The organism is Acinetobacter tjernbergiae DSM 14971 = CIP 107465 (assembly GCF_000374425.1).
Taxonomy (GTDB): domain Bacteria; phylum Pseudomonadota; class Gammaproteobacteria; order Pseudomonadales; family Moraxellaceae; genus Acinetobacter; species Acinetobacter tjernbergiae.
In genome coordinates, this window is record NZ_KB894357.1 from 78,661 (window position 1) to 96,619 (window position 17,959).

The following is a 17,959-nucleotide window of genomic DNA, read 5'->3' on the forward strand; positions in this document are numbered from 1 at the left end:
GGATAAATTTGATGAAAATTTTATTGTTGGGTAAAAATGGTCAAGTCGGTTGGGAGCTGCAACGAGCATTACAACCACTTGGTGAAGTTATTGCATTAGACCGTTATGTAAATGAAGTTGGACTATGTTGTGATATTGCTAATTTTGCCACAATGGAGCAAACACTATCTTCTATTAAGCCAGATATTGTTATTAATGCGACAGCCTATACTGCGGTAGATAAAGCGGAAAGCGAGCCTGAGCAAGCAGATTTGGTCAATCATCTTGCAGTTCAATCTTTGGCTGAACAATGCAAACAGCGACAAGCTTTACTCATCCATTATTCAACAGACTATGTGTTTAATGGTGAAGGTCATATACCTTGGCGAGAAGATGATGCAACTGCACCACAAAATGTTTATGGTCAAAGCAAACGTAAGGGAGAAATTGCACTAGAACATAGCAATGTCAACTTTATTAACTTTAGAACCAGTTGGGTTTACGCAGCACAAGGTAATAATTTCATTAAAACCATGTTGAAGTTAGCAAAAAGTAAAGATGAATTGAGTATTATTGCCGACCAAATTGGTGCACCAACAAGTGCAGCATTGATTGCTGATATAACGGCACAAGCTATTCGCTATTATCGTTTGCAGAGTACGGAACAGCAAAAAATATTGCATGGTCATTATCATTTAGCAGCGGCAGGTGAGACTTCTTGGTTCGATTATGCTAATTATATTTTTGAACAAGCGAAAGCATGTGGATTGGAATTACAGCTTCAGCACGTTCATGCAATTGCAACGGCTGCATACCCAACACCAGCAAAACGTCCATTAAATTCACGCTTAAATACCCTAAAATTACAGCAAAATTTTCAGCTACATTTGCCAATGTGGCAACAAGGTGTAGCACAAGTAATTAAAGAGATCATTCAATGACACAAACAGTAAAACGTAAGGGAATTATCCTTGCAGGTGGTTCTGGTACACGACTTTATCCGATAACGATGGGCACATCTAAACAACTGTTGCCAATCTATGATAAGCCCATGATTTATTATCCATTGTCAGTGCTCATGCTAGCAGGGATTAATGAGATCCTTATTATTTCGACACCTGAAGATTTGCCGAACTTTGAAAAATTACTAGGTACAGGCAAAGAATTAGGTTTAAAGCTATCTTATAAAGCTCAACCATCTCCTGATGGACTGGCGCAAGCTTTCATTCTGGGTGAAGATTTTATTGGTACTGATAATGTCTGTCTCATTTTAGGGGATAACATCTTTTATGGGCAGAGTTTTGGGCAACAGCTTAAACGAGCTTCAGCGCAAGAATCAGGTGCCACAGTGTTCGGTTACTATGTAAATGATCCTGAGCGTTTTGGTGTTGTTGATTTTGATCGTGATGGATGTGCTCTGAGTATTGAGGAAAAGCCTAAAAATCCAAAATCTAATTATGCTGTTACAGGTTTATACTTTTACGATAATAGTGTCGTTGATATAGCAAAGGCAGTTAAACCTTCAGAGCGTGGTGAATTAGAAATTACGGATGTAAATAATATTTATCTAAAACAGCAGCAATTAAATGTTGAAGTGCTTGGGCGTGGTTTTGCTTGGTTAGATACAGGAACGCATGATTCTTTACTTGAAGCTAGTCAATTTGTGCAGACTATTGAACATCGTCAAGGATTAAAAGTTGCATGTTTAGAGGAAATCTCATTTCATAATGGTTGGATTAATAAGGACCAATTATTAGAACGTGCTGAATTTTTTAAGAAAACAGGTTATGGGCAATACCTGTTAAAATTACATCAAGAACAGTGATTTTTTATTTTAGGTTTAAAAGATGAATATTGTTGAAACAAAGATTCAAGGTTTATTAATTATAGAGCCAGCGATATTTGAAGACGATCGTGGCTGGTTTATGGAAAGTTTTAATCAGCAAAAATTTGAAGCTGCATTATTAGATCGAAACCAGCCAGTACCAAATTTTGTTCAAGATAATCATTCTTTTTCTAATAAAGGTGTATTGAGGGGATTACATTATCAAATTGCTCCTCATGCACAAGGGAAATTAGTTCGAGTAGTTCAAGGTCGGGCTTGGGATGTAGCTGTTGATATTCGGAAAGATTCTAGTACATTTGGGCAATGGGTTGGAGTTGAGTTGACAGAGCAGAATCATAAACAATTTTGGATTCCTGCTGGTTTCGCTCATGGTTTTATTGCATTAGAAGATAATACGCAATTTCTGTACAAAACAACTGATTACTATTCTAAAGAATGTGAACGTAGCATTATTTGGAATGATGAAACCTTGGCTATTGATTGGAAGCTTGAAGAGGGTATTGAGTTGAGATTGAGTGATAAAGATCAGCTAGCAGAGTTATTTGATATATTTAAGAAGAAATAATGATGCATATCTTCATTTATTGCTACCCTTATAATGAAAACTCTGGTGGTGTGATTGCCTTACATAGATTATGTCATTTAATTAATGAGGCAACATGCCATAAAGCATATCTTGTACCACATCGTAAATTCGGTCTTAGGCATGATATAAAGAATATTTTTAAAAAAAAGGAATTTAATTTACATGGTGAATGGAATACACCTATTTGGCGTAAATTTTTTTTTCCAAATAAGTCGAGTTGTATAGTTATTTACCCTGAAATTGTGAGTGGTAATCCATTAAGAATTAACCGAGTTGTACGGTGGTTTTTACATAATCCTGGATATTTTACTGGTGAAATTAATTATGGTGAAAATGAACTATATTATAGATACTCATCAGGATTCTTTTATAAGGTAGAGCATAATTCCACGCTATCTAACTTAATTTTAAATGTTAAATATACCCCATTTGATATATATTTTGAGAATATAATAAATACAAAGGATATAGAGTCATGTCATATGGTAAGAAAGGGAGGGGGGAAAAAGATTGTACACTCCAATGATAGTATTTGCCTAGATAATAAAAATCATAAAGAGATTGCAGATATTTTTAGGCGCGCAAAAAGATTTATTTCATATGATCCTTATACCGCATATTCTCATTTTGCAGTTCTTTGTGGATGTGAGTCTATAATTGTACCAGATGAAGGTGTTTCAGTGAATAACTGGTATTCGGATACCTCTGATAGATTTGGTTTATCTTATGGGTTTGATCAAGACCAGCTTAACTGGGCTTCTAATACTCGACAAGACCTAGTGGATAAATTAAAAGCATCTGATTCTATGTGTGTTGAGTCGGTGAAAGAATGTTTAAATGAAATGTTAAGTCATTTTAAATAAATTGCGATTATATTTATTAGGTATAGTTTTAGTATGAATGATTTTATATATGTAACACAACCATATCTTCCTGATTTAAAAGATTTTATTCCTTATCTTGAAAAGATATGGGAAAATAAAATATTAACTAATGGTGGTCCATTGCACTTAGAGTTGGAAAAACAGCTTGAAAATTATTTGAATGTTCCATATGTTACATTATTTAATAATGGAACGAATGCATTAATTACGGCAATTCAAGCCTTAAATTTGAGTGAAGGGCAAGTTATTACTACGCCTTATAGTTTTGTAGCAACAGCTCATGCAATATTGTGGAATAATTTAGAACCAGTATTTGTTGATATTGAACCTTATTCACCAAACATTAATGTTTCTGAGATAGAAGCCAAGATTACAGATAAGACTGTCGCGATCTTGGCAGTGCATTGCTATGGTATACCTTGCAATGTAAAAGAGATAGAGGTTTTGGCTGAGAAATATAATCTTAAAGTAATTTATGATTCAGCGCATGCATTTGGTGTTAATATCAATAATAAAAGTATACTTGAATTTGGTGATCTAAGTGTAGTTAGTTTTCATGCTACAAAAGTTTTCAATACTTTTGAAGGTGGTGCAGTAATCTGCCATACTAAAGCAATGAAAGAAAGGTTGGTTCAACTTAAAAATTTTGGTATTGTTGACGAAGATACGATTTATGAAATTGGTTTGAATGGGAAGCTAAGTGAAATACATTCGGCAATGGGGTTGCTTCAATTAAAGTCTTTTCCTGTTATATTATCTCAAAGAGAGAAAATTGACTCGTTTTATAGGAATGCTATAAATAATATTAAAGGAGTTCAATGTATTAATAGAGGATTTGTTTCTCAAGATAATTATTCATATTTTCCAATAATAGTAACTTCTGAATATTCTTTAAGTAGAGATCAATTGTTTGAGAAATTAAAATCAAAAGGAGTTATTGCTCGTAAATATTTTTATCCTTTAATTAGTGATTTTGAAATTTATAGTAAATATAATTCATTTACTCCAAATGCTAGCGATTTAGCAAAATCAGTTTTGTGTATTCCATTATACCCAAATTTAGAAATGAATATTTGCCAAAAAATCATTGATATAATCATAGAGGGATAAAATGAATAAATTAATAATCATCGGAGCTGGAGGCATGGGAAGAGAAGTTGCTTGGCTTGCAAGAAGATGTAATAGAAAAATTGTTGGTTTTTTAGATGATACTATTGAAAAGCAGAACTTGGTTTTCAATGAAGTGCCTGTATTGGGTTTGGTTGAATCATATGAAAAATACTTGGATTGTGATTTTATCTTAGGTATAGGGAATCCAAGAGCTAGAGAAAAAATAATTAATAATGTGTTAAAAAAGGTAAAGAATTTTGCAACTTTAGTTGATCCTACTGCATTAATTGGTGAAAATGTGAATTTAGGGGAAGGTGTTATAATTGGCGCTGGTTCAATTCTAACATTGGATATTAAAGTTGGTAATCATGTAATTATTAATATCAATACTACTATTAGCCATGATGTTATAATAAAAGATTACGTCACGATTGCACCAAATGTTGCACTTTCAGGAAATATTGAAGTTGGAAAATTAGTAGAAATTGGTACTAATGCTGCTGTTAGAGAAAAGCTCCATATCAATAATGGTGCGATGATTGGTATGGGGGCTGTAGTTACGAAAGATATATCTAATAATAAAATAGTAATTGGCAATCCTGCAAAAAATTTTAAAGAATACTAGAGTATGATATTAGTAGGCTAAATTCAAAATATAATCTGTTATTCTTTCATTAGTTATAGGTGCCTTTGTTGCACAAAGCCTCTTCAAGGCATAGTTTATGCTAGTCTACCTTTAGGTGAAATTTACATCGGCATTTGTTCAACCATTAGAGAAAATGTTGAACGAGATATGCCTGTATAATGCCTAAACTGAGAATCAGAAAGATTTTTTGAGTCTAGATATTTCATACACAGATTATGCACGAATACTAGGAAATCTGCGGTACAAATATAAATCAAAAAGATGATCATTTTTTGATTTATGAAAGAGATCTATTCTACTTTATAAGGTTTTTGATTTTATATAGTATACGATAAAGCCACCATTTAATATTAAACCTTAATAAAGTAAATATTGTTATGTTGTTTTTAAATTCTTCTATATATATATTAGCTTGAGCTTTATTTTTTTTCTATAACTCTCTTTAATAATTTTTTTATAGCTAATATTTAATTTATTTGTGTAGAATTTCTTAATATTTGTTATTGGTGTTTTATCTTTGTTGTTTTTTAGGCTATTAATAATATTTTTTCTAAAAATAATTAACTGTTCTTCAAGATCAAATTTTTTGTGGTTCAAGTTTTCTTGAACTTGAGCAATAACACTCTTATCGTGATAACGGAAATAATTAAGTGGTTCTGAATTAAAATAAATATCTCCATTAGTTACAATTTTTGTCCATATATCCCAATCTCCAATATATTTCAAACTAGTAACTGCTCCTCCAACTTTTATGTATGTATCCTTTTTAAATAACACAGCACTGGCATTGGGAATAGTATTTTCATGGCATAAAAACCTTTCAATATAGTGTAAGCCATCTTGGGTGAAATCTTGATTAAAATATTCAAGATCAAGTGGGTCTGTTTGGCTTTTCCATGTGCCTGTAATTTCTCCAGTTGCATTCATTCTATAGGATTGACTGTAAGCTAAGACCAGTTGAGGATTTTTTTCAAACTGTGGAACTAATGTAGCTAAAAACTCATGATCTGCAATATCATCGGATTCCGCAATCCAGATTAACTCGCCTTTTGCGAGTTCTAAGCCCTTATTCCATTGGAAAAATGTAGAACCTGAATTTTTTTTATTAATAATACAATGGCTGACTTTGGGGTGATTTTCATATTTTTTAATAATTTTGTGACTATCATCAGGGGATTTATCATCTAAGATAATCATTTCAAAATTCTGAAAGCTTTGATTTAAAATACTTTCTATGCGTTCTTGTAAATAAAGGGCGTGATTATAACTTGGTATTATTATACTAACAAACATAAAGAAATATCCAAAAATTTAACTTGAGGTAAGAAATTTTGTTCTAGTCAAGTATAAAATAAATCCTAATTAATTAAGAAGAATAACTTTTTAAATATAAGTCATCTGTATTATTTTTAAACCGCTTATACCCCCACATATATTCAGTTGGGAAACGGTTGATCATGTTCTCAACGGCTTTGTTGAGTGCTGTTGTTGCGATTTCGATATCACGATCATAGAGTTGAGGATCATTGAGATCATCACAATACACATCAAAACCTTCACCATCTTCACGGCGGAAACAACTTAAACCGACAAGACGACATTGCGTTTTTTGTGCCATTTTACTGGCAAGGGTACTGGTTAAACACGGAATTCCAAAAAAAGGAACAATCACTCCGCCCGAAGGCTGAGGAACATGATCAGGTAAAATAACGCTAAATCCACCTTGTTTTAGGTTCTTAAATAAAGCTTTGACACCATTAGCATCGGTTGGCACTAAGGTTGCATTCAGTCTTTGGCGAGCATGTAACGCAAAAGCATTAAATCCACTGTCTTTCATCGGTTTATACATAATGGTTGGTGTACCATATTGATTGACCCATGCATTCATCATTTCCCATGTACCAAGGTGAGGAGTAATGATCAGCGCACCTTTGGGATTGTTCAATGCATCCGTTAAGACTTTTAAGTGATGTACGGTGTGAATCTGTTCAATGCTCCATTCAGGCGGCATTGCCCAGCATTTTCCAGATTCAACATAGCTCAAGCATTGCTTAGTCACACTTTCTCGAGCAAGTCGTTCTTTTTGTTCTTGACTCAGTTCAGGGTAAGCCAAACCAATATTGACTCTGGTTTTCCAAAGCATACTTTTATTAGGGTTTTGATTAATAAAATATGCTGCCACTTTTGCAATACTGCGCAAAAATGCTAAAGGTAAAATACGAAGTAAGCTAACGTAAAATGACATTTAGATTAATCTTTTTGATCGGCATTGCCTTTGAGCACCATATAAATCAGTGCTACAAAAATGAGTAACGCACCAGCGAGACTACTTATGCAGAAATATAAAATGCGTTGGTTGGTGGTAATATTAAAGAGCTCATTTGCCAAGATATAACGCATGAAAAACCATTGAGCAAGTGAAAACACAATAATTACAATCGTGTGTCGACGTACATTAGGACGCATTGCCATAAGACTGACCTCTCAATAAAAAAAGCAGCCTATTATGCCATTACACAACATGATCGCAAAGTAAAACCATGTAATATAAAAAACCCTGCATTGAGCAGGGTCTTATTCAGCAATAAGTTGAAAAAATTACTTTTCTTCAGCTTTTGCTTTCTCGCGTAAACGAATGCCTAAGTCACGTAATTGATTTGCTTCAACTGGTGCAGGTGCTTGTGTCAATGGACATTCAGCAGTCTTGGTTTTCGGGAATGCAATCACATCACGAATTGAAGATGCACCTGTCATTAACATGACAAGACGATCTAAACCGAATGCTAAACCACCGTGTGGAGGCGCACCATAACGTAATGCATTGAGTAGGAAACTGAATTTTTCTTCAGCTTCTTCTTCACCAATACCAAGTGCTTCAAAAATGGCTTTTTGCATTTCTAAATTATAGATACGTAATGAACCACCACCAACTTCTGTACCATTCAATACCATATCGTAAGCAACAGATAACGCAGCACCAGGGTTATTCTTCACTTCTTCAACAGTTGATTTTGGTAGTGTAAATGGGTGATGAACAGACGTCCATTTGCCATCATCTGTTTCTTCAAACATTGGGAAGTCAACAACCCACAGTGGCGCCCACTCACATGTTGAAAGATTCAAGTCATGACCAATCTTGACACGAAGTGCACCCATTGCATCATTTACGATCTTGGCTTTATCTGCACCAAAGAACACGATGTCGCCATTTTCAGCACCAACACGTTTGAGTAGATCAAGTACGATTGGTTCGATGAATTTAACGATTGGTGATTGAAGACCTTCGATGCCTTTTTCAAGTTCATTGACTTTGATATACGCCAAGCCTTTTGCACCGTAGATGCCTACGAATTTGGTATATTCATCAATTGCACTACGTGGTAATGCGCCTGCGCCTGGTACACGTAAAGCAACGATACGACCTTTAGGATCTTTAGCAGGACCAGCGAATACTTTGAATTCAACCTCTTGCATCAAATCTGCAACGTCGATCAGTTTCAATGGAATACGCATATCTGGCTTATCAGATGCATAATCACGCATTGCATCTGCATAGGTCATACGTTCGAATTTATCAAATTTAACACCAAGAAGTTCATCGAACATCTTCACTGTTAAAACTTCCATTAAATCCATGATGTCATCGTCACTCATGAACGATGTTTCAACGTCGATTTGGGTAAATTCAGGTTGACGATCCGCACGTAAATCTTCGTCACGGAAACATTTAGCAATTTGATAGTAACGGTCAATACCACCCACCATAAGCAATTGTTTGAACAATTGTGGTGATTGTGGCAGTGCATAGAAGCTACCATTCGAAACACGGCTTGGAACTAAATAGTCACGGGCACCTTCAGGAGTTGCACGTGTCAAAATCGGTGTTTCTACATCTAAGAAACCATTGTCTTCGAAATAGTTACGAATGAGGTTGGTTAACTTAGAACGGAAACGTAAACGATCGAGCATTTCTTGACGACGAATGTCCAAGAAACGATATTTCAAACGAATTTCTTCAGAAATATTGGTATTTTCATCATTCAGTGGGAATGGTGGTGTTTCTGAAGCGGCAAGAACTTCGATTTCTTTACCTAAAACTTCGATTTGACCACTGACGATGTTGGTATTTTCTGTGCCTTCATAGCGACGACGAACACGACCTGTAATTTTTAATACAAACTCAGAACGTGATTTATCCGCAGTTGCAAATGCTTCTGGTGTATCTGGGTCGATAACGACTTGTACTAAACCATCACGGTCACGCATATCGAGGAAAATTACACCGCCATGGTCACGGCGACGGTGAACCCAACCGCATAGAGTCACTGTTTGATCGATTTGGGCTTCAGTTAAAGAGCCACAGTAATGAGTGCGCATCATATTGAATTATATATCCAAACTATATTGGCTGTAGACGGTGAATGCGTAAACAGCGCACCACCAATGAAAGGGAGATTATGCCTTGTTGTATAAAATGCTACAAGGGTAAGACTAGGAAACTCCAAAATTTGCAGTCACAGCTGTTTAATAATTAGGTTGAGTTGCATTTTCGTGTGAAATATAAAAAGATCATACAGCCAAAGCTAAAACTGATGATTGCACCTTGTGTAAAGGTCTTCATAAAAAAGCCAATCCACATATATAAATCTGTTGATAAATGTATGGGAAAGGTGGATAGCTGCATAAAATAAGACAATAATCCACATATAAAGGTTAGGCTAAACAATAGGATTGATAAACTCTTAACTTTTCTGTTGAGCGCTATGTTCAGTCGGTATTTTAAAAAGAATTGAAGATACATCCAGAGGACAACTGGCAAGGCAAGGATGGAAGAACCAATTTGTAAAATACGATGCATGGGGGAGTTATATGGACCCAATGTCACTGATTGGGCTAGAAATTCATGAAAAGCGAAAGTTCTAAAATCTAGATGAGTGAGACCATCCCAAATGATATGTGTGGTGGTCCCCAGTAAAATGGCAAAACAGACTTTCAGACTAAAGCTGAGAAAAGAATAAAAATGAAATATGGGGAGTGGATGGGATAGAACCAATATTTTAAAAAGCGTGGGGCGATATAGGCCATACCATAACAAGCAGAAAAATAGCCCTACAAATAAATCAGGATAGAACAGCCCTTGCCATTGATGATTAAGATGAATTTCAGTTTTAACCAATAAGCGATATAAATCAGGTGTCATACAACCAATCGCCAAGGCAGCAATAGGTAACTGACCTTTACTTAATTTGGATAAGGGCGGTGCAAGTACCGCATGGGAAAGCGTAAAAGGCATATCCTTGAAGTATTCAGGTCATTAACAGAATGGATAAACAGTGTAGCAAATGTTTTTTGTTGAGATATTTTTTATTGCAAAATAATTGAAATGTTATAATATAACAATAATGTTTAAACTAATTTGAGACATGGCATGTCATTTTCTAAAAATATTTTGACTTTATCTATTCTAGCAATAGCCAGTAGCGCTACCTTTGCAGAAGAACAAGCAAAGGTTCAACAACTTGCCACGATTGAAATTAAAGCTCATCCATTAGAGCGTAATGCTGCTGATTTTGCTGTGGCAGATCATGTAATTGAACAAAAGGATTTAGCTGAAAGAAGTGTAACTTTAGGAGATGCTTTGAGCGGTGAGATGGGTGTACATACCAATCAGTTTGGCGCTGGCTCAAGTCGACCTGTCATTCGTGGACAAGATGGTGCCCGAGTTAAAGTTTTACAAAATGCCTCTGAAAATATTGATGTCTCAACATTATCTCCTGATCATGCTGTGACTGTTGATCCATTATTGGCGAAGAAAATTGAGATTATTCAAGGGCCATCCACTTTACTGTATGGTGCTGGAACGGTTGGCGGTTTGGTTAATGTCACAGACAGCAAAATTCCGACACAGATGCCAGAAAATGGTTATGAGGGTAATGTTGGTTTACGTTACAACACGGGCAGTGATGAAAAGCTTGCGAGTGCAGGTGTCACAGTCGGTTTAGGTGATCAAGTGGCGTTACGTGTTGAAGGTCTCAAACGTGAAGCCAATGATTATATTGCACCTGATTATTTCCATGAAGGTGAAAAAGAACGTCGAGTTGATAATACCTTTGCCAAAGGCCAGACGGTCAATGTGGGTTTATCGTGGATTTACGATCGTGGTTTTACGGGTATTTCATATAGCAACCGTCAAGATCAATATGGTCTGCCTGGACATAGCCATGAATATGAAAGCTGCGATGCACATTTGAGTGGTAGACCACATTTACATTGTGGTGATCACGACCCTGATGATGGACATGATCATGACCACGAGGAACATGAGCATGCACATGATGCAGGTCCTTGGATTGATTTAAAATCGGAGCGTTATGATGTTCGTACAGAACTGGACAACCCATTTGCAGGTTTTAAAACTTTACGTGCACAAGCCAGTTATACCGATTATCAACATGATGAAATCGAAGAAGAGACCATCGCGACTCGTTTTAAAAATAAAGGTTACGATGGACGCCTAGAGTTGGTACATAAGCCACTGGGTGTATGGGAAGGGGTGATTGGCACACAATACGGACAACAAAAATTAAAACTCACAGGTGAAGAAGCATTCTTGGCACCAAACACCACTAAAAAATGGAGCATGTTTGCATTAGAACATGCGCAATTTAATCATGTCCATGTTGAATTAGCCGCTCGGGCAGAACAGCAGAAAATTGATATTGATGATGCAACGAAAAAAGATTTCGATGGTTCAGCCTTTTCTATTTCAGGTGCAGCCAATTGGGAGTTTGCACCGAACTACAAACTTTCTTTGGTTACGTCACACCAAGAGCGTTTACCTTTAGCACAAGAGTTATATGCCAATGGTGGACATTTTGCGACTAATACCTATGAGCTAGGTAATGATCAGTTGAAAAAAGAGCAGTCAAACAATATCGAACTTGGCTTCCATTATGATGATGAGAAGTTGGATTATCATGTGCATGTCTACCATAACTGGTTTGACGACTACATCTATGCACAAACTTTAGATCGTTATAAAGATTTCCGTTTGGTTCAGTATGCTCAGGATAAAGCTAAATTCTACGGTGCTGAAGCAGAAGTGGGTTATCAAGTCTCTTCGATTTATAAACTCAGTGCATTTGGTGACTATGTACGCGGCAAGATCGACAATGAAAATGCACCACGTGTACCAGCGGGACGTTTAGGTACGAAAGTGAATGCAGACTTTGGTGATGGTTTTAGTGGTTCGGCTGAGTACTATCATGTTTTTCAACAAGACAAGATTGCAGCTTATGAAACAGATACACAAAGTTATAACATGTTGAATTTGGGTGTGGCGTATTTAGGTAATTACAGTAATGTTGGTGATTATCGTGTATTCCTCAATGCCAATAATTTGTTAGATGATCAAGTTTATCAACATGCATCGTTCTTATCGACGATTCCACAAGTTGGACGTAATTTTACCGTTGGTGTGAACTTTAGTTTCTAATTTGTCACTCAAATCTTATTGAAAAATCAAAGTATAAGCTCTAGCCTTAGTCCATTAGGCTAGGGCTTTTTCTGTTTATATGCGTATCTTCCAAAGAATTCATCAAAAATTAAACTGGTCAGGTCGACGTTACATGGCAGTCATATTGAGTATTTTTGCGATTGGGTATATTGCTTCGGCAATTTACCATACTGTAAAACCACTCCCAAAAGGACTGGATTTTACGGGGCAACTTCGCCATGCCAATGTGAAATTTTTGGCAGATCAGACCTATCTTGATGCACAAGGTCAACAGCAAGTTGATCAACACATTTTCAAAGAAATTTTTCAATTGATTGATGAAGCACAGACCACGATTGTGTTGGATATGTTCTTATTTAATCAGGAAGTGGGTGCATCTAAGGTTAAGCAATTTCCATTGACGCAGCAATTAACAGATGCACTGATTTTGAAACGGAAGCTTTATCCGACAGTTCAAATTGTGGTGATTACCGATCCAATTAATTCGGTTTATGGTGGTATAACGCCTCAGCACTATCGCCAACTTCGCCAAGCAGGCGTAGATGTCATTGAAACTGATTTAAAACCTTTGCGTGCTTCAAATCCATTGTGGTCGGGTTTTTGGTATATCTGCTGTCAAAATTTAGGCAATAATCCTGAAGGGGGTTGGCTAAGTAATCCTTTTGGAAATGACAAGGTGACTTTGCGTAGTTATTTGGAATTGTTCAATTTTAAAGCCAATCATCGCAAAACCTTGGTGGTAGATACTGCTCAGGGTTGGAAGAGTTTGGTCACCTCAGCCAATCCACATGATGGGAGTTCACATCATAGCAATGTAGCACTAGTCGTCGATGGGCCAACAGCAATTGATGTTCTGCAAACAGAGCAAACCGTTGCCAATATGTCACAAGGCTCTAGCCCATTTGTGATTATGGGGGGATTGGCTGAAGATAAAAGCTTGCCACAAGTTCAGGTACTGACTGAAAAAGCGATTTATGATGCTGTGTTGAACATGATCCAATCTGCAAAACGTGAAGAACATTTGGACATGGCAATGTTCTATCTATCTGAGCGAAATATTATTGCGGCATTAAAACAAGCAAAACAGCGTGGAGTGAATATTCGCATCATGATTGACCCGAACAAAGATGCGTTTGGTCGTCAAAAGAATGGTATTCCAAACCGCCAGGTGGCATCAGAACTCAATGCCGTCGGCATTCCGATTCGTTGGTGTGATACGCGTGGTGAACAGTGCCATAGTAAGATGCTATTTAAATACAATGCACAGCAAGCTGAGATTATTTTAGGTTCAGCCAACTTAACTGCAAGGAATCTGAAAAACTATAATCTTGAAACTGATATGCGTGTGTTAGGTTCAGCGCAAGCACCAGTTTTTAAAGATGCAGGACAGTATTTTGATGCGGCTTGGACAAATGCACATCGACGCCAAATTACGGTTGATTATGCAAAATATGCGGATGAGTCAAAAGTGAAATACTGGCTCTATCGCTTTATGGAATGGTCGGGTTTATCGACTTTTTAATTCAGCATCAATAGGATTCTACGCAATGGCGAAAATTAAACTAAATATTAGACAGGATGAGCAGATTGATTTAGATGTGCATCAATTTAATCATTATGCAGATATTGTTGAAATTCAAAGTTGGGCAGAACTCTTGGAAAGCTATCTCTTCCTTAAACAGGACGTTCATCCTAAAAAAGTGTTTTTGGTTTTGGATGATCAGCGCAAGCCCAATATACTTCTATGCATGCTCAATTGGGTGATAAACTTTATTTTGACGATAGCCTATATTTTCAAGGAATCGAAGATATTGGCAGTCGAGAGAGTCATCTGATTGAAAGTAATATTGTCACGCCGTTAGTGTTTCAGCATCATGTTCAACAACTGAGTCATCTAGACCATCAGCGAAGCTTTGAAAGCCTAGCTGGCAAAATGCAGCATTATGATGAGAATGATTTAGAGGCATTGGTTTATTTTAATCAACATTTATTGATTTCAATAGATAGCGAAATTGCGGTTAAAGTCGCAAATATAGAAACAGAAGCACTTAAATTAGCGATGATGCCGAATGGCTATTTTTCGTGTGATTTTGACGTATTTGAAAACTTTGCGATCATTCAGCAGATGCAGCATTATGGTTTTGAGTTTATAGGGCTAGGCGCATCTTTATTGGGATGGATTAAAACATCAGACTTTAAAGCGGATAAAATTGAAGATTTAATTCAGGATCTCGCTGTAATTTATCCTTTAGATTCATCTCATCAAAAGGCAATGAAAGCCCTAATTTTAAAAAATAACTATCTGATTTTGCCTTATTCAGAGTCGCCACAAGAGTATTTAGATTACGATCTGTAATCATTACTAAATTGATTTCAAAAAGCTTAATTGGGATGTTTGCTCCGTATTAAGCTGATTGAAAAAATATCATCAATAAAAAAATTAAGGATTGGGTGGAATCAACTGATCTAAGTCTTTATCTGCCATCTGATCCAGTTCACTTAAATCTGTTTTAATTTTCCACTGACTTTCATCTTCAACAGGTGTTGGCAGTCGTGCTTCCAACCAATCGCAGACCACATCAGGATTGAACTCTGGATGGTTGCATTGAATCACCCAAGCTAAAAAGTCTTTTGCTTCGCCATTCATATAGGGCGGTGGTGAAACTGGGAAAAATTGAGTAGGTAAGCGTTCATTGGTGGACAAATAGTTGAGCACATGACCAAGTTCTTGAACGGTTTGCCATGCAAGTGGGTGAGCAACATCAATATTAAATTTAAACCACCACGCATGTTGACCATCTGTACCATGTGCAACGATACGAGCCTCTTGCACACTTGGTACTTTACAGAAGAATTGATAAAGACGATCAAAATTCATTTCAGCCACAGATGTTGTCTCAAAACCAAAAAAGTTATTTTAACATATCTCTTTGGATGTATATGCCGATGTAATCGGTCGAGGGAAAAGAACAATTGATCTGAAAAAATATTATTACAACAGTCATGCTTGGTTTTTATTCTAAAATATAAAAATACTCTGATTCCTAGGGCGATAAGGATGAAGCAATCTAAATTGTATATTTATGGCTTGGCAGGTCTTTTGGGCTATCTCCCTATCATGAGTTATGCCGATAATGCATGGGGAGGGTATAGTGGTGTCGAACGACGTTCATATCCCCAAACACCTACTTATCAGCCACCCGCACAAGATCCTTTTGCATTTTCAAATCAGCGCTACACGCCGACTGCACCGCCGAAAGGCTATTATTATCAACCGAATCAAAATAATTATTATCCTTATCCGAGCCATCGGCCAGGTGTTCGTATTGAGTACTATCCCGAAACTCAATATGAGCATAGCTATCGCCGTGAGTCTTTTGTGGTTGGAAATGAGTTACCTAGTGAATTTCGAAGTGAGCGTTATGTGATTCGAGATTGGGATTCATATTCATTGCGTGAACCACCAAGAGGTCGGCACTGGGTGATCGTTGATGGTCGTTATCTTTTAGTGACAGATGATAATTTTAGGATTGAAATTATTCGCTGATTTTAAATGAATTTTTAAATTTACCCTGCATTTAAATCTCCATAATTTCTTGGTTTTCATTACAAAGCTTTGCAATGTCGTGGGTTTTATTCATGCTTTCTCCTTGAGTTTTTCTTAATCTAATTTTAGATCGAAAAACAGAGGATTAAACAATGAAGAAGACAGTCGTGTTATTGGTATCAACGATGATACTTGGTGTATCTGCTTCAGCAATGGCAGATTCAAATCGTTGGAATCAAGATCATAAAGATCGCTATGATAACCGCTATGAGCACCGTTACGATCATCGTGAACAACCACGTTGGTCGAATGGCGACCGTGGTCATCATTATGGTCAACGTATCAGCCTTAAACGTGGCGAGCGTTTACCGTCAGAATTCCGTAGTAACCGCTATGTGATTTCTAACTATCGGACTCACCGTTTGTATGAACCACCGCGTGGCTATAACTGGATGCAGGTACAAGGTAAATATGTTTTAGTCGACTCGAAATATCGCGTGTTGAGAGTGGCTTAAACTAAGTAATAAAAAACAGGCATCTCACCTTAACGCCAGTCAGTTAAGCATTTTTAATCTCCCCCTTACGAAGCGAAACTTCTCACCTTTTTCAAAGGAAGGCGATTTCGAAATTCAATGGCGTTCCCCTCTTTTCAAAGAGGGGTTAGGGGAGATTTATCAATCCGTAATAATGAAATTACGCTTAACTGAGCAGCATTAGGCATCTCGCCTGCTTTTTTATTTATGCTAGCTCATCATCTTGTGGTCTTGGTGTTTTATTTGCAGGAAGTTGTTGTTCATGGTCTTTACCTCGGATAACAGAAGGGTAGTTCCATGAAGCAAAACGTACCACCCAAATTGCCAAAGCTAAGATCAGAATAGAGCCTGTAATGATGACCAAATCCATAGAGGCTTTATGGTTGTGTTGAATATCAGCAATCAGTAAACGAGTTAGTGCGGTAATTGCCACATAGATGAGAAAGCGTACGGGCATGTGATTGGTTTTAAAGTAGATACCAACCATTGCACCCAATTCTAAATAGATGAATAACAATAGAATGTCATCAATCGTGGCGTACTGTTTGACGGTCAAAATTTCAATGACAGTATGCACTGCTGACCAAGCGACCATACAGCCGATAATAAACAGGGCTAAATAATGAAAGGCTTCTACGGCATAATGACCTAAACGATCAAACAGGCGTTGTAGGTTCTCAAGTTTATCTTTGGAATTTGACATATAGATTAAAAAATCTCAGAACAATAACGAAAATATACAGCAAATTTCATGCGCAATAAGTATTGAAATAACTACAATCTAAGTTAAAGCTGAAATATTTTTGAATTTCGCTTGTGCATAATTTTCGTTGCTATTATAAGAGTTTAACTAAAAATTAAATAAATAGGAACAAATCATGTTTTTATATCGACCTATTGGTCTATTTGAATATCAACTCATTGAAAAAAGTCAATTTAAACAATTTCCACCGCGCTTGTACTGGCAACCTATTTTTTATCCTGTATTAAATCAAAAATATGCGGAAAAAATTGCTTTAGATTGGAATACTCAAGATCAAGCGAGTGGTTATATTGGCTATGTTACGCGGTTTGAATTGGATGATGCGTATTTAGCACAATTTGAAGTACATGTTGTTGGGGATGATTTTTGTCAAGAGCTTTGGATTCCAGCAGAGCGGCTAAATGAATTCAATCAGCAAATTATAGGACAAATTGAGGTGGTCAAGATATTCAAAGGTGATTTATTTAATGAAAATGCTCAGCTACCTGATCTATTTAAACATAGCCCTGATGGATCTTCTGAATATTAAATTTATAATTAATATAAAAA

At 36.5% G+C, this 17,959-nt stretch carries 18 protein-coding genes and 1 pseudogene; 12 read left to right on the forward strand and 7 right to left on the reverse strand.

Annotated elements, in window-relative coordinates; all coding sequences use genetic code 11:
- Window positions 1-11: 11 nt before the first annotated feature.
- The 6 genes from rfbD to C502_RS0105055 are packed head-to-tail and all read left to right on the forward strand — an operon-like array spanning window position 12 to window position 5,030.
- Complete coding sequence (gene rfbD / locus C502_RS0105030; protein ID WP_018677754.1) at window positions 12-920, forward strand: dTDP-4-dehydrorhamnose reductase; 909 nt, start codon at window positions 12-14, stop codon at window positions 918-920.
- Window positions 917-1,804 (forward strand): glucose-1-phosphate thymidylyltransferase RfbA, encoded by an 888-nt coding sequence (rfbA, locus tag C502_RS0105035; RefSeq protein ID WP_018677755.1) that lies wholly within the window; start codon window positions 917-919, stop codon window positions 1,802-1,804. The genes rfbD and rfbA overlap by 4 nt, the downstream gene beginning before the upstream one ends.
- Window positions 1,805-1,826: 22 nt before the next feature.
- Window positions 1,827-2,390 carry a dTDP-4-dehydrorhamnose 3,5-epimerase gene (rfbC, locus tag C502_RS0105040; RefSeq protein WP_018677756.1) on the forward strand — a complete coding sequence of 188 codons (564 nt, stop codon included), beginning with the start codon at window positions 1,827-1,829 and terminating at the stop codon, window positions 2,388-2,390.
- Window positions 2,390-3,274, forward strand: coding sequence for a hypothetical protein (locus C502_RS0105045; protein ID WP_018677757.1), 885 nt, complete (start codon window positions 2,390-2,392; stop codon window positions 3,272-3,274). The genes rfbC and C502_RS0105045 overlap by 1 nt, the downstream gene beginning before the upstream one ends.
- A 33-nt stretch (window positions 3,275-3,307) precedes the next feature.
- On the forward strand, window positions 3,308-4,405 hold the full coding sequence (locus C502_RS0105050) for a DegT/DnrJ/EryC1/StrS family aminotransferase (protein ID WP_018677758.1): 1,098 nt from the start codon (window positions 3,308-3,310) through the stop codon (window positions 4,403-4,405).
- A 1-nt stretch (window position 4,406) separates the two neighbouring features.
- Entirely contained in the window at window positions 4,407-5,030 is a 624-nt protein-coding gene (locus tag C502_RS0105055) for an acetyltransferase (RefSeq protein WP_018677759.1), read from the forward strand.
- A gap of 417 nt (window positions 5,031-5,447) precedes the next feature.
- Here C502_RS0105055 and C502_RS0105060 read toward each other — a convergent pair whose 3' ends face one another.
- The 5 genes from C502_RS0105060 to C502_RS0105080 form a co-directional block, all read right to left on the reverse strand.
- On the reverse strand, window positions 5,448-6,344 hold the full coding sequence (locus C502_RS0105060) for a glycosyltransferase (RefSeq protein WP_018677760.1): 897 nt from the start codon (window positions 6,342-6,344) through the stop codon (window positions 5,448-5,450).
- A gap of 73 nt (window positions 6,345-6,417) precedes the next feature.
- Window positions 6,418-7,296: a lysophospholipid acyltransferase family protein gene (locus C502_RS0105065; protein WP_018677761.1), complete on the reverse strand. Its 879-nt coding sequence runs from the start codon at window positions 7,294-7,296 to the stop codon at window positions 6,418-6,420.
- Between the two features lie 5 nt (window positions 7,297-7,301).
- Window positions 7,302-7,523, reverse strand: coding sequence for a hypothetical protein (locus C502_RS0105070; protein WP_018677762.1), 222 nt, complete (start codon window positions 7,521-7,523; stop codon window positions 7,302-7,304).
- A gap of 126 nt (window positions 7,524-7,649) precedes the next feature.
- The gene (gene aspS, locus C502_RS0105075; RefSeq protein WP_018677763.1) at window positions 7,650-9,431 is read right to left on the reverse strand and encodes an aspartate--tRNA ligase; all 1,782 of its coding nucleotides are present in this window, start codon (window positions 9,429-9,431) and stop codon (window positions 7,650-7,652) included.
- Between the two features lie 151 nt (window positions 9,432-9,582).
- Window positions 9,583-10,344 (reverse strand): DUF4184 family protein, encoded by a 762-nt coding sequence (locus tag C502_RS0105080; RefSeq protein WP_018677764.1) that lies wholly within the window; start codon window positions 10,342-10,344, stop codon window positions 9,583-9,585.
- A gap of 135 nt (window positions 10,345-10,479) precedes the next feature.
- Here C502_RS0105080 and znuD point away from each other — a divergent pair, with 135 nt between their 5' ends.
- The 3 genes and pseudogenes from znuD to C502_RS18090 all read left to right on the forward strand — a co-directional run bounded on the left by znuD (window position 10,480) and on the right by C502_RS18090 (window position 14,923).
- Window positions 10,480-12,546 (forward strand): zinc piracy TonB-dependent receptor ZnuD, encoded by a 2,067-nt coding sequence (gene znuD, locus C502_RS0105085; protein ID WP_018677765.1) that lies wholly within the window; start codon window positions 10,480-10,482, stop codon window positions 12,544-12,546.
- Between the two features lie 79 nt (window positions 12,547-12,625).
- The gene (locus C502_RS0105090) at window positions 12,626-14,089 is read left to right on the forward strand and encodes a phospholipase D family protein (protein WP_018677766.1); all 1,464 of its coding nucleotides are present in this window, start codon (window positions 12,626-12,628) and stop codon (window positions 14,087-14,089) included.
- Between the two features lie 25 nt (window positions 14,090-14,114).
- A pseudogene (locus tag C502_RS18090) lies at window positions 14,115-14,923 on the forward strand (hypothetical protein).
- Between the two features lie 84 nt (window positions 14,924-15,007).
- Here C502_RS18090 and C502_RS0105100 read toward each other — a convergent pair.
- On the reverse strand, window positions 15,008-15,445 hold the full coding sequence (locus C502_RS0105100) for a hypothetical protein (RefSeq protein ID WP_023274560.1): 438 nt from the start codon (window positions 15,443-15,445) through the stop codon (window positions 15,008-15,010).
- A gap of 180 nt (window positions 15,446-15,625) precedes the next feature.
- Here C502_RS0105100 and C502_RS0105105 point away from each other — a divergent pair, with 180 nt between their 5' ends.
- Together C502_RS0105105 and C502_RS0105110 are read left to right on the forward strand one after the other, a co-directional pair.
- Entirely contained in the window at window positions 15,626-16,114 is a 489-nt protein-coding gene (locus C502_RS0105105; protein WP_018677770.1) for an RcnB family protein, read from the forward strand.
- Between the two features lie 152 nt (window positions 16,115-16,266).
- Entirely contained in the window at window positions 16,267-16,629 is a 363-nt protein-coding gene (locus C502_RS0105110; RefSeq protein WP_018677771.1) for an RcnB family protein, read from the forward strand.
- A 223-nt stretch (window positions 16,630-16,852) separates the two neighbouring features.
- On the opposite strand, the gene C502_RS0105115 is transcribed toward C502_RS0105110, so the two are convergent.
- Window positions 16,853-17,350 (reverse strand): phosphate-starvation-inducible protein PsiE, encoded by a 498-nt coding sequence (locus C502_RS0105115; RefSeq protein ID WP_018677772.1) that lies wholly within the window; start codon window positions 17,348-17,350, stop codon window positions 16,853-16,855.
- A 175-nt stretch (window positions 17,351-17,525) separates the two neighbouring features.
- Here C502_RS0105115 and C502_RS0105120 point away from each other — a divergent pair, with 175 nt between their 5' ends.
- The gene (locus C502_RS0105120) at window positions 17,526-17,939 is read left to right on the forward strand and encodes a hypothetical protein (protein WP_018677773.1); all 414 of its coding nucleotides are present in this window, start codon (window positions 17,526-17,528) and stop codon (window positions 17,937-17,939) included.
- Window positions 17,940-17,959 lie beyond the last annotated feature (20 nt).

Excerpts from the sequence above, each read along its gene's own strand:
- rfbD (WP_018677754.1), top strand. The coding sequence starts at position 12 with ATGAAAATTTTATTGTTGGGTAAAAATGGTCAAGTCGGTTGGGAGCTG.
- rfbA (WP_018677755.1), top strand. The coding sequence starts at position 917 with ATGACACAAACAGTAAAACGTAAGGGAATTATCCTTGCAGGTGGTTCT.
- rfbC (WP_018677756.1), top strand. The coding sequence starts at position 1,827 with ATGAATATTGTTGAAACAAAGATTCAAGGTTTATTAATTATAGAGCCA.
- C502_RS0105045 (WP_018677757.1), top strand. The coding sequence starts at position 2,390 with ATGATGCATATCTTCATTTATTGCTACCCTTATAATGAAAACTCTGGT.
- C502_RS0105050 (WP_018677758.1), top strand. The coding sequence starts at position 3,308 with ATGAATGATTTTATATATGTAACACAACCATATCTTCCTGATTTAAAA.
- C502_RS0105055 (WP_018677759.1), top strand. The coding sequence starts at position 4,407 with ATGAATAAATTAATAATCATCGGAGCTGGAGGCATGGGAAGAGAAGTT.
- C502_RS0105060 (WP_018677760.1), bottom strand. The coding sequence starts at position 6,344 with ATGTTTGTTAGTATAATAATACCAAGTTATAATCACGCCCTTTATTTA.
- C502_RS0105065 (WP_018677761.1), bottom strand. The coding sequence starts at position 7,296 with ATGTCATTTTACGTTAGCTTACTTCGTATTTTACCTTTAGCATTTTTG.
- C502_RS0105070 (WP_018677762.1), bottom strand. The coding sequence starts at position 7,523 with ATGGCAATGCGTCCTAATGTACGTCGACACACGATTGTAATTATTGTG.
- aspS (WP_018677763.1), bottom strand. The coding sequence starts at position 9,431 with ATGATGCGCACTCATTACTGTGGCTCTTTAACTGAAGCCCAAATCGAT.
- C502_RS0105080 (WP_018677764.1), bottom strand. The coding sequence starts at position 10,344 with ATGCCTTTTACGCTTTCCCATGCGGTACTTGCACCGCCCTTATCCAAA.
- znuD (WP_018677765.1), top strand. The coding sequence starts at position 10,480 with ATGTCATTTTCTAAAAATATTTTGACTTTATCTATTCTAGCAATAGCC.
- C502_RS0105090 (WP_018677766.1), top strand. The coding sequence starts at position 12,626 with ATGCGTATCTTCCAAAGAATTCATCAAAAATTAAACTGGTCAGGTCGA.
- C502_RS0105100 (WP_023274560.1), bottom strand. The coding sequence starts at position 15,445 with ATGAATTTTGATCGTCTTTATCAATTCTTCTGTAAAGTACCAAGTGTG.
- C502_RS0105105 (WP_018677770.1), top strand. The coding sequence starts at position 15,626 with ATGAAGCAATCTAAATTGTATATTTATGGCTTGGCAGGTCTTTTGGGC.
- C502_RS0105110 (WP_018677771.1), top strand. The coding sequence starts at position 16,267 with ATGAAGAAGACAGTCGTGTTATTGGTATCAACGATGATACTTGGTGTA.
- C502_RS0105115 (WP_018677772.1), bottom strand. The coding sequence starts at position 17,350 with ATGTCAAATTCCAAAGATAAACTTGAGAACCTACAACGCCTGTTTGAT.
- C502_RS0105120 (WP_018677773.1), top strand. The coding sequence starts at position 17,526 with ATGTTTTTATATCGACCTATTGGTCTATTTGAATATCAACTCATTGAA.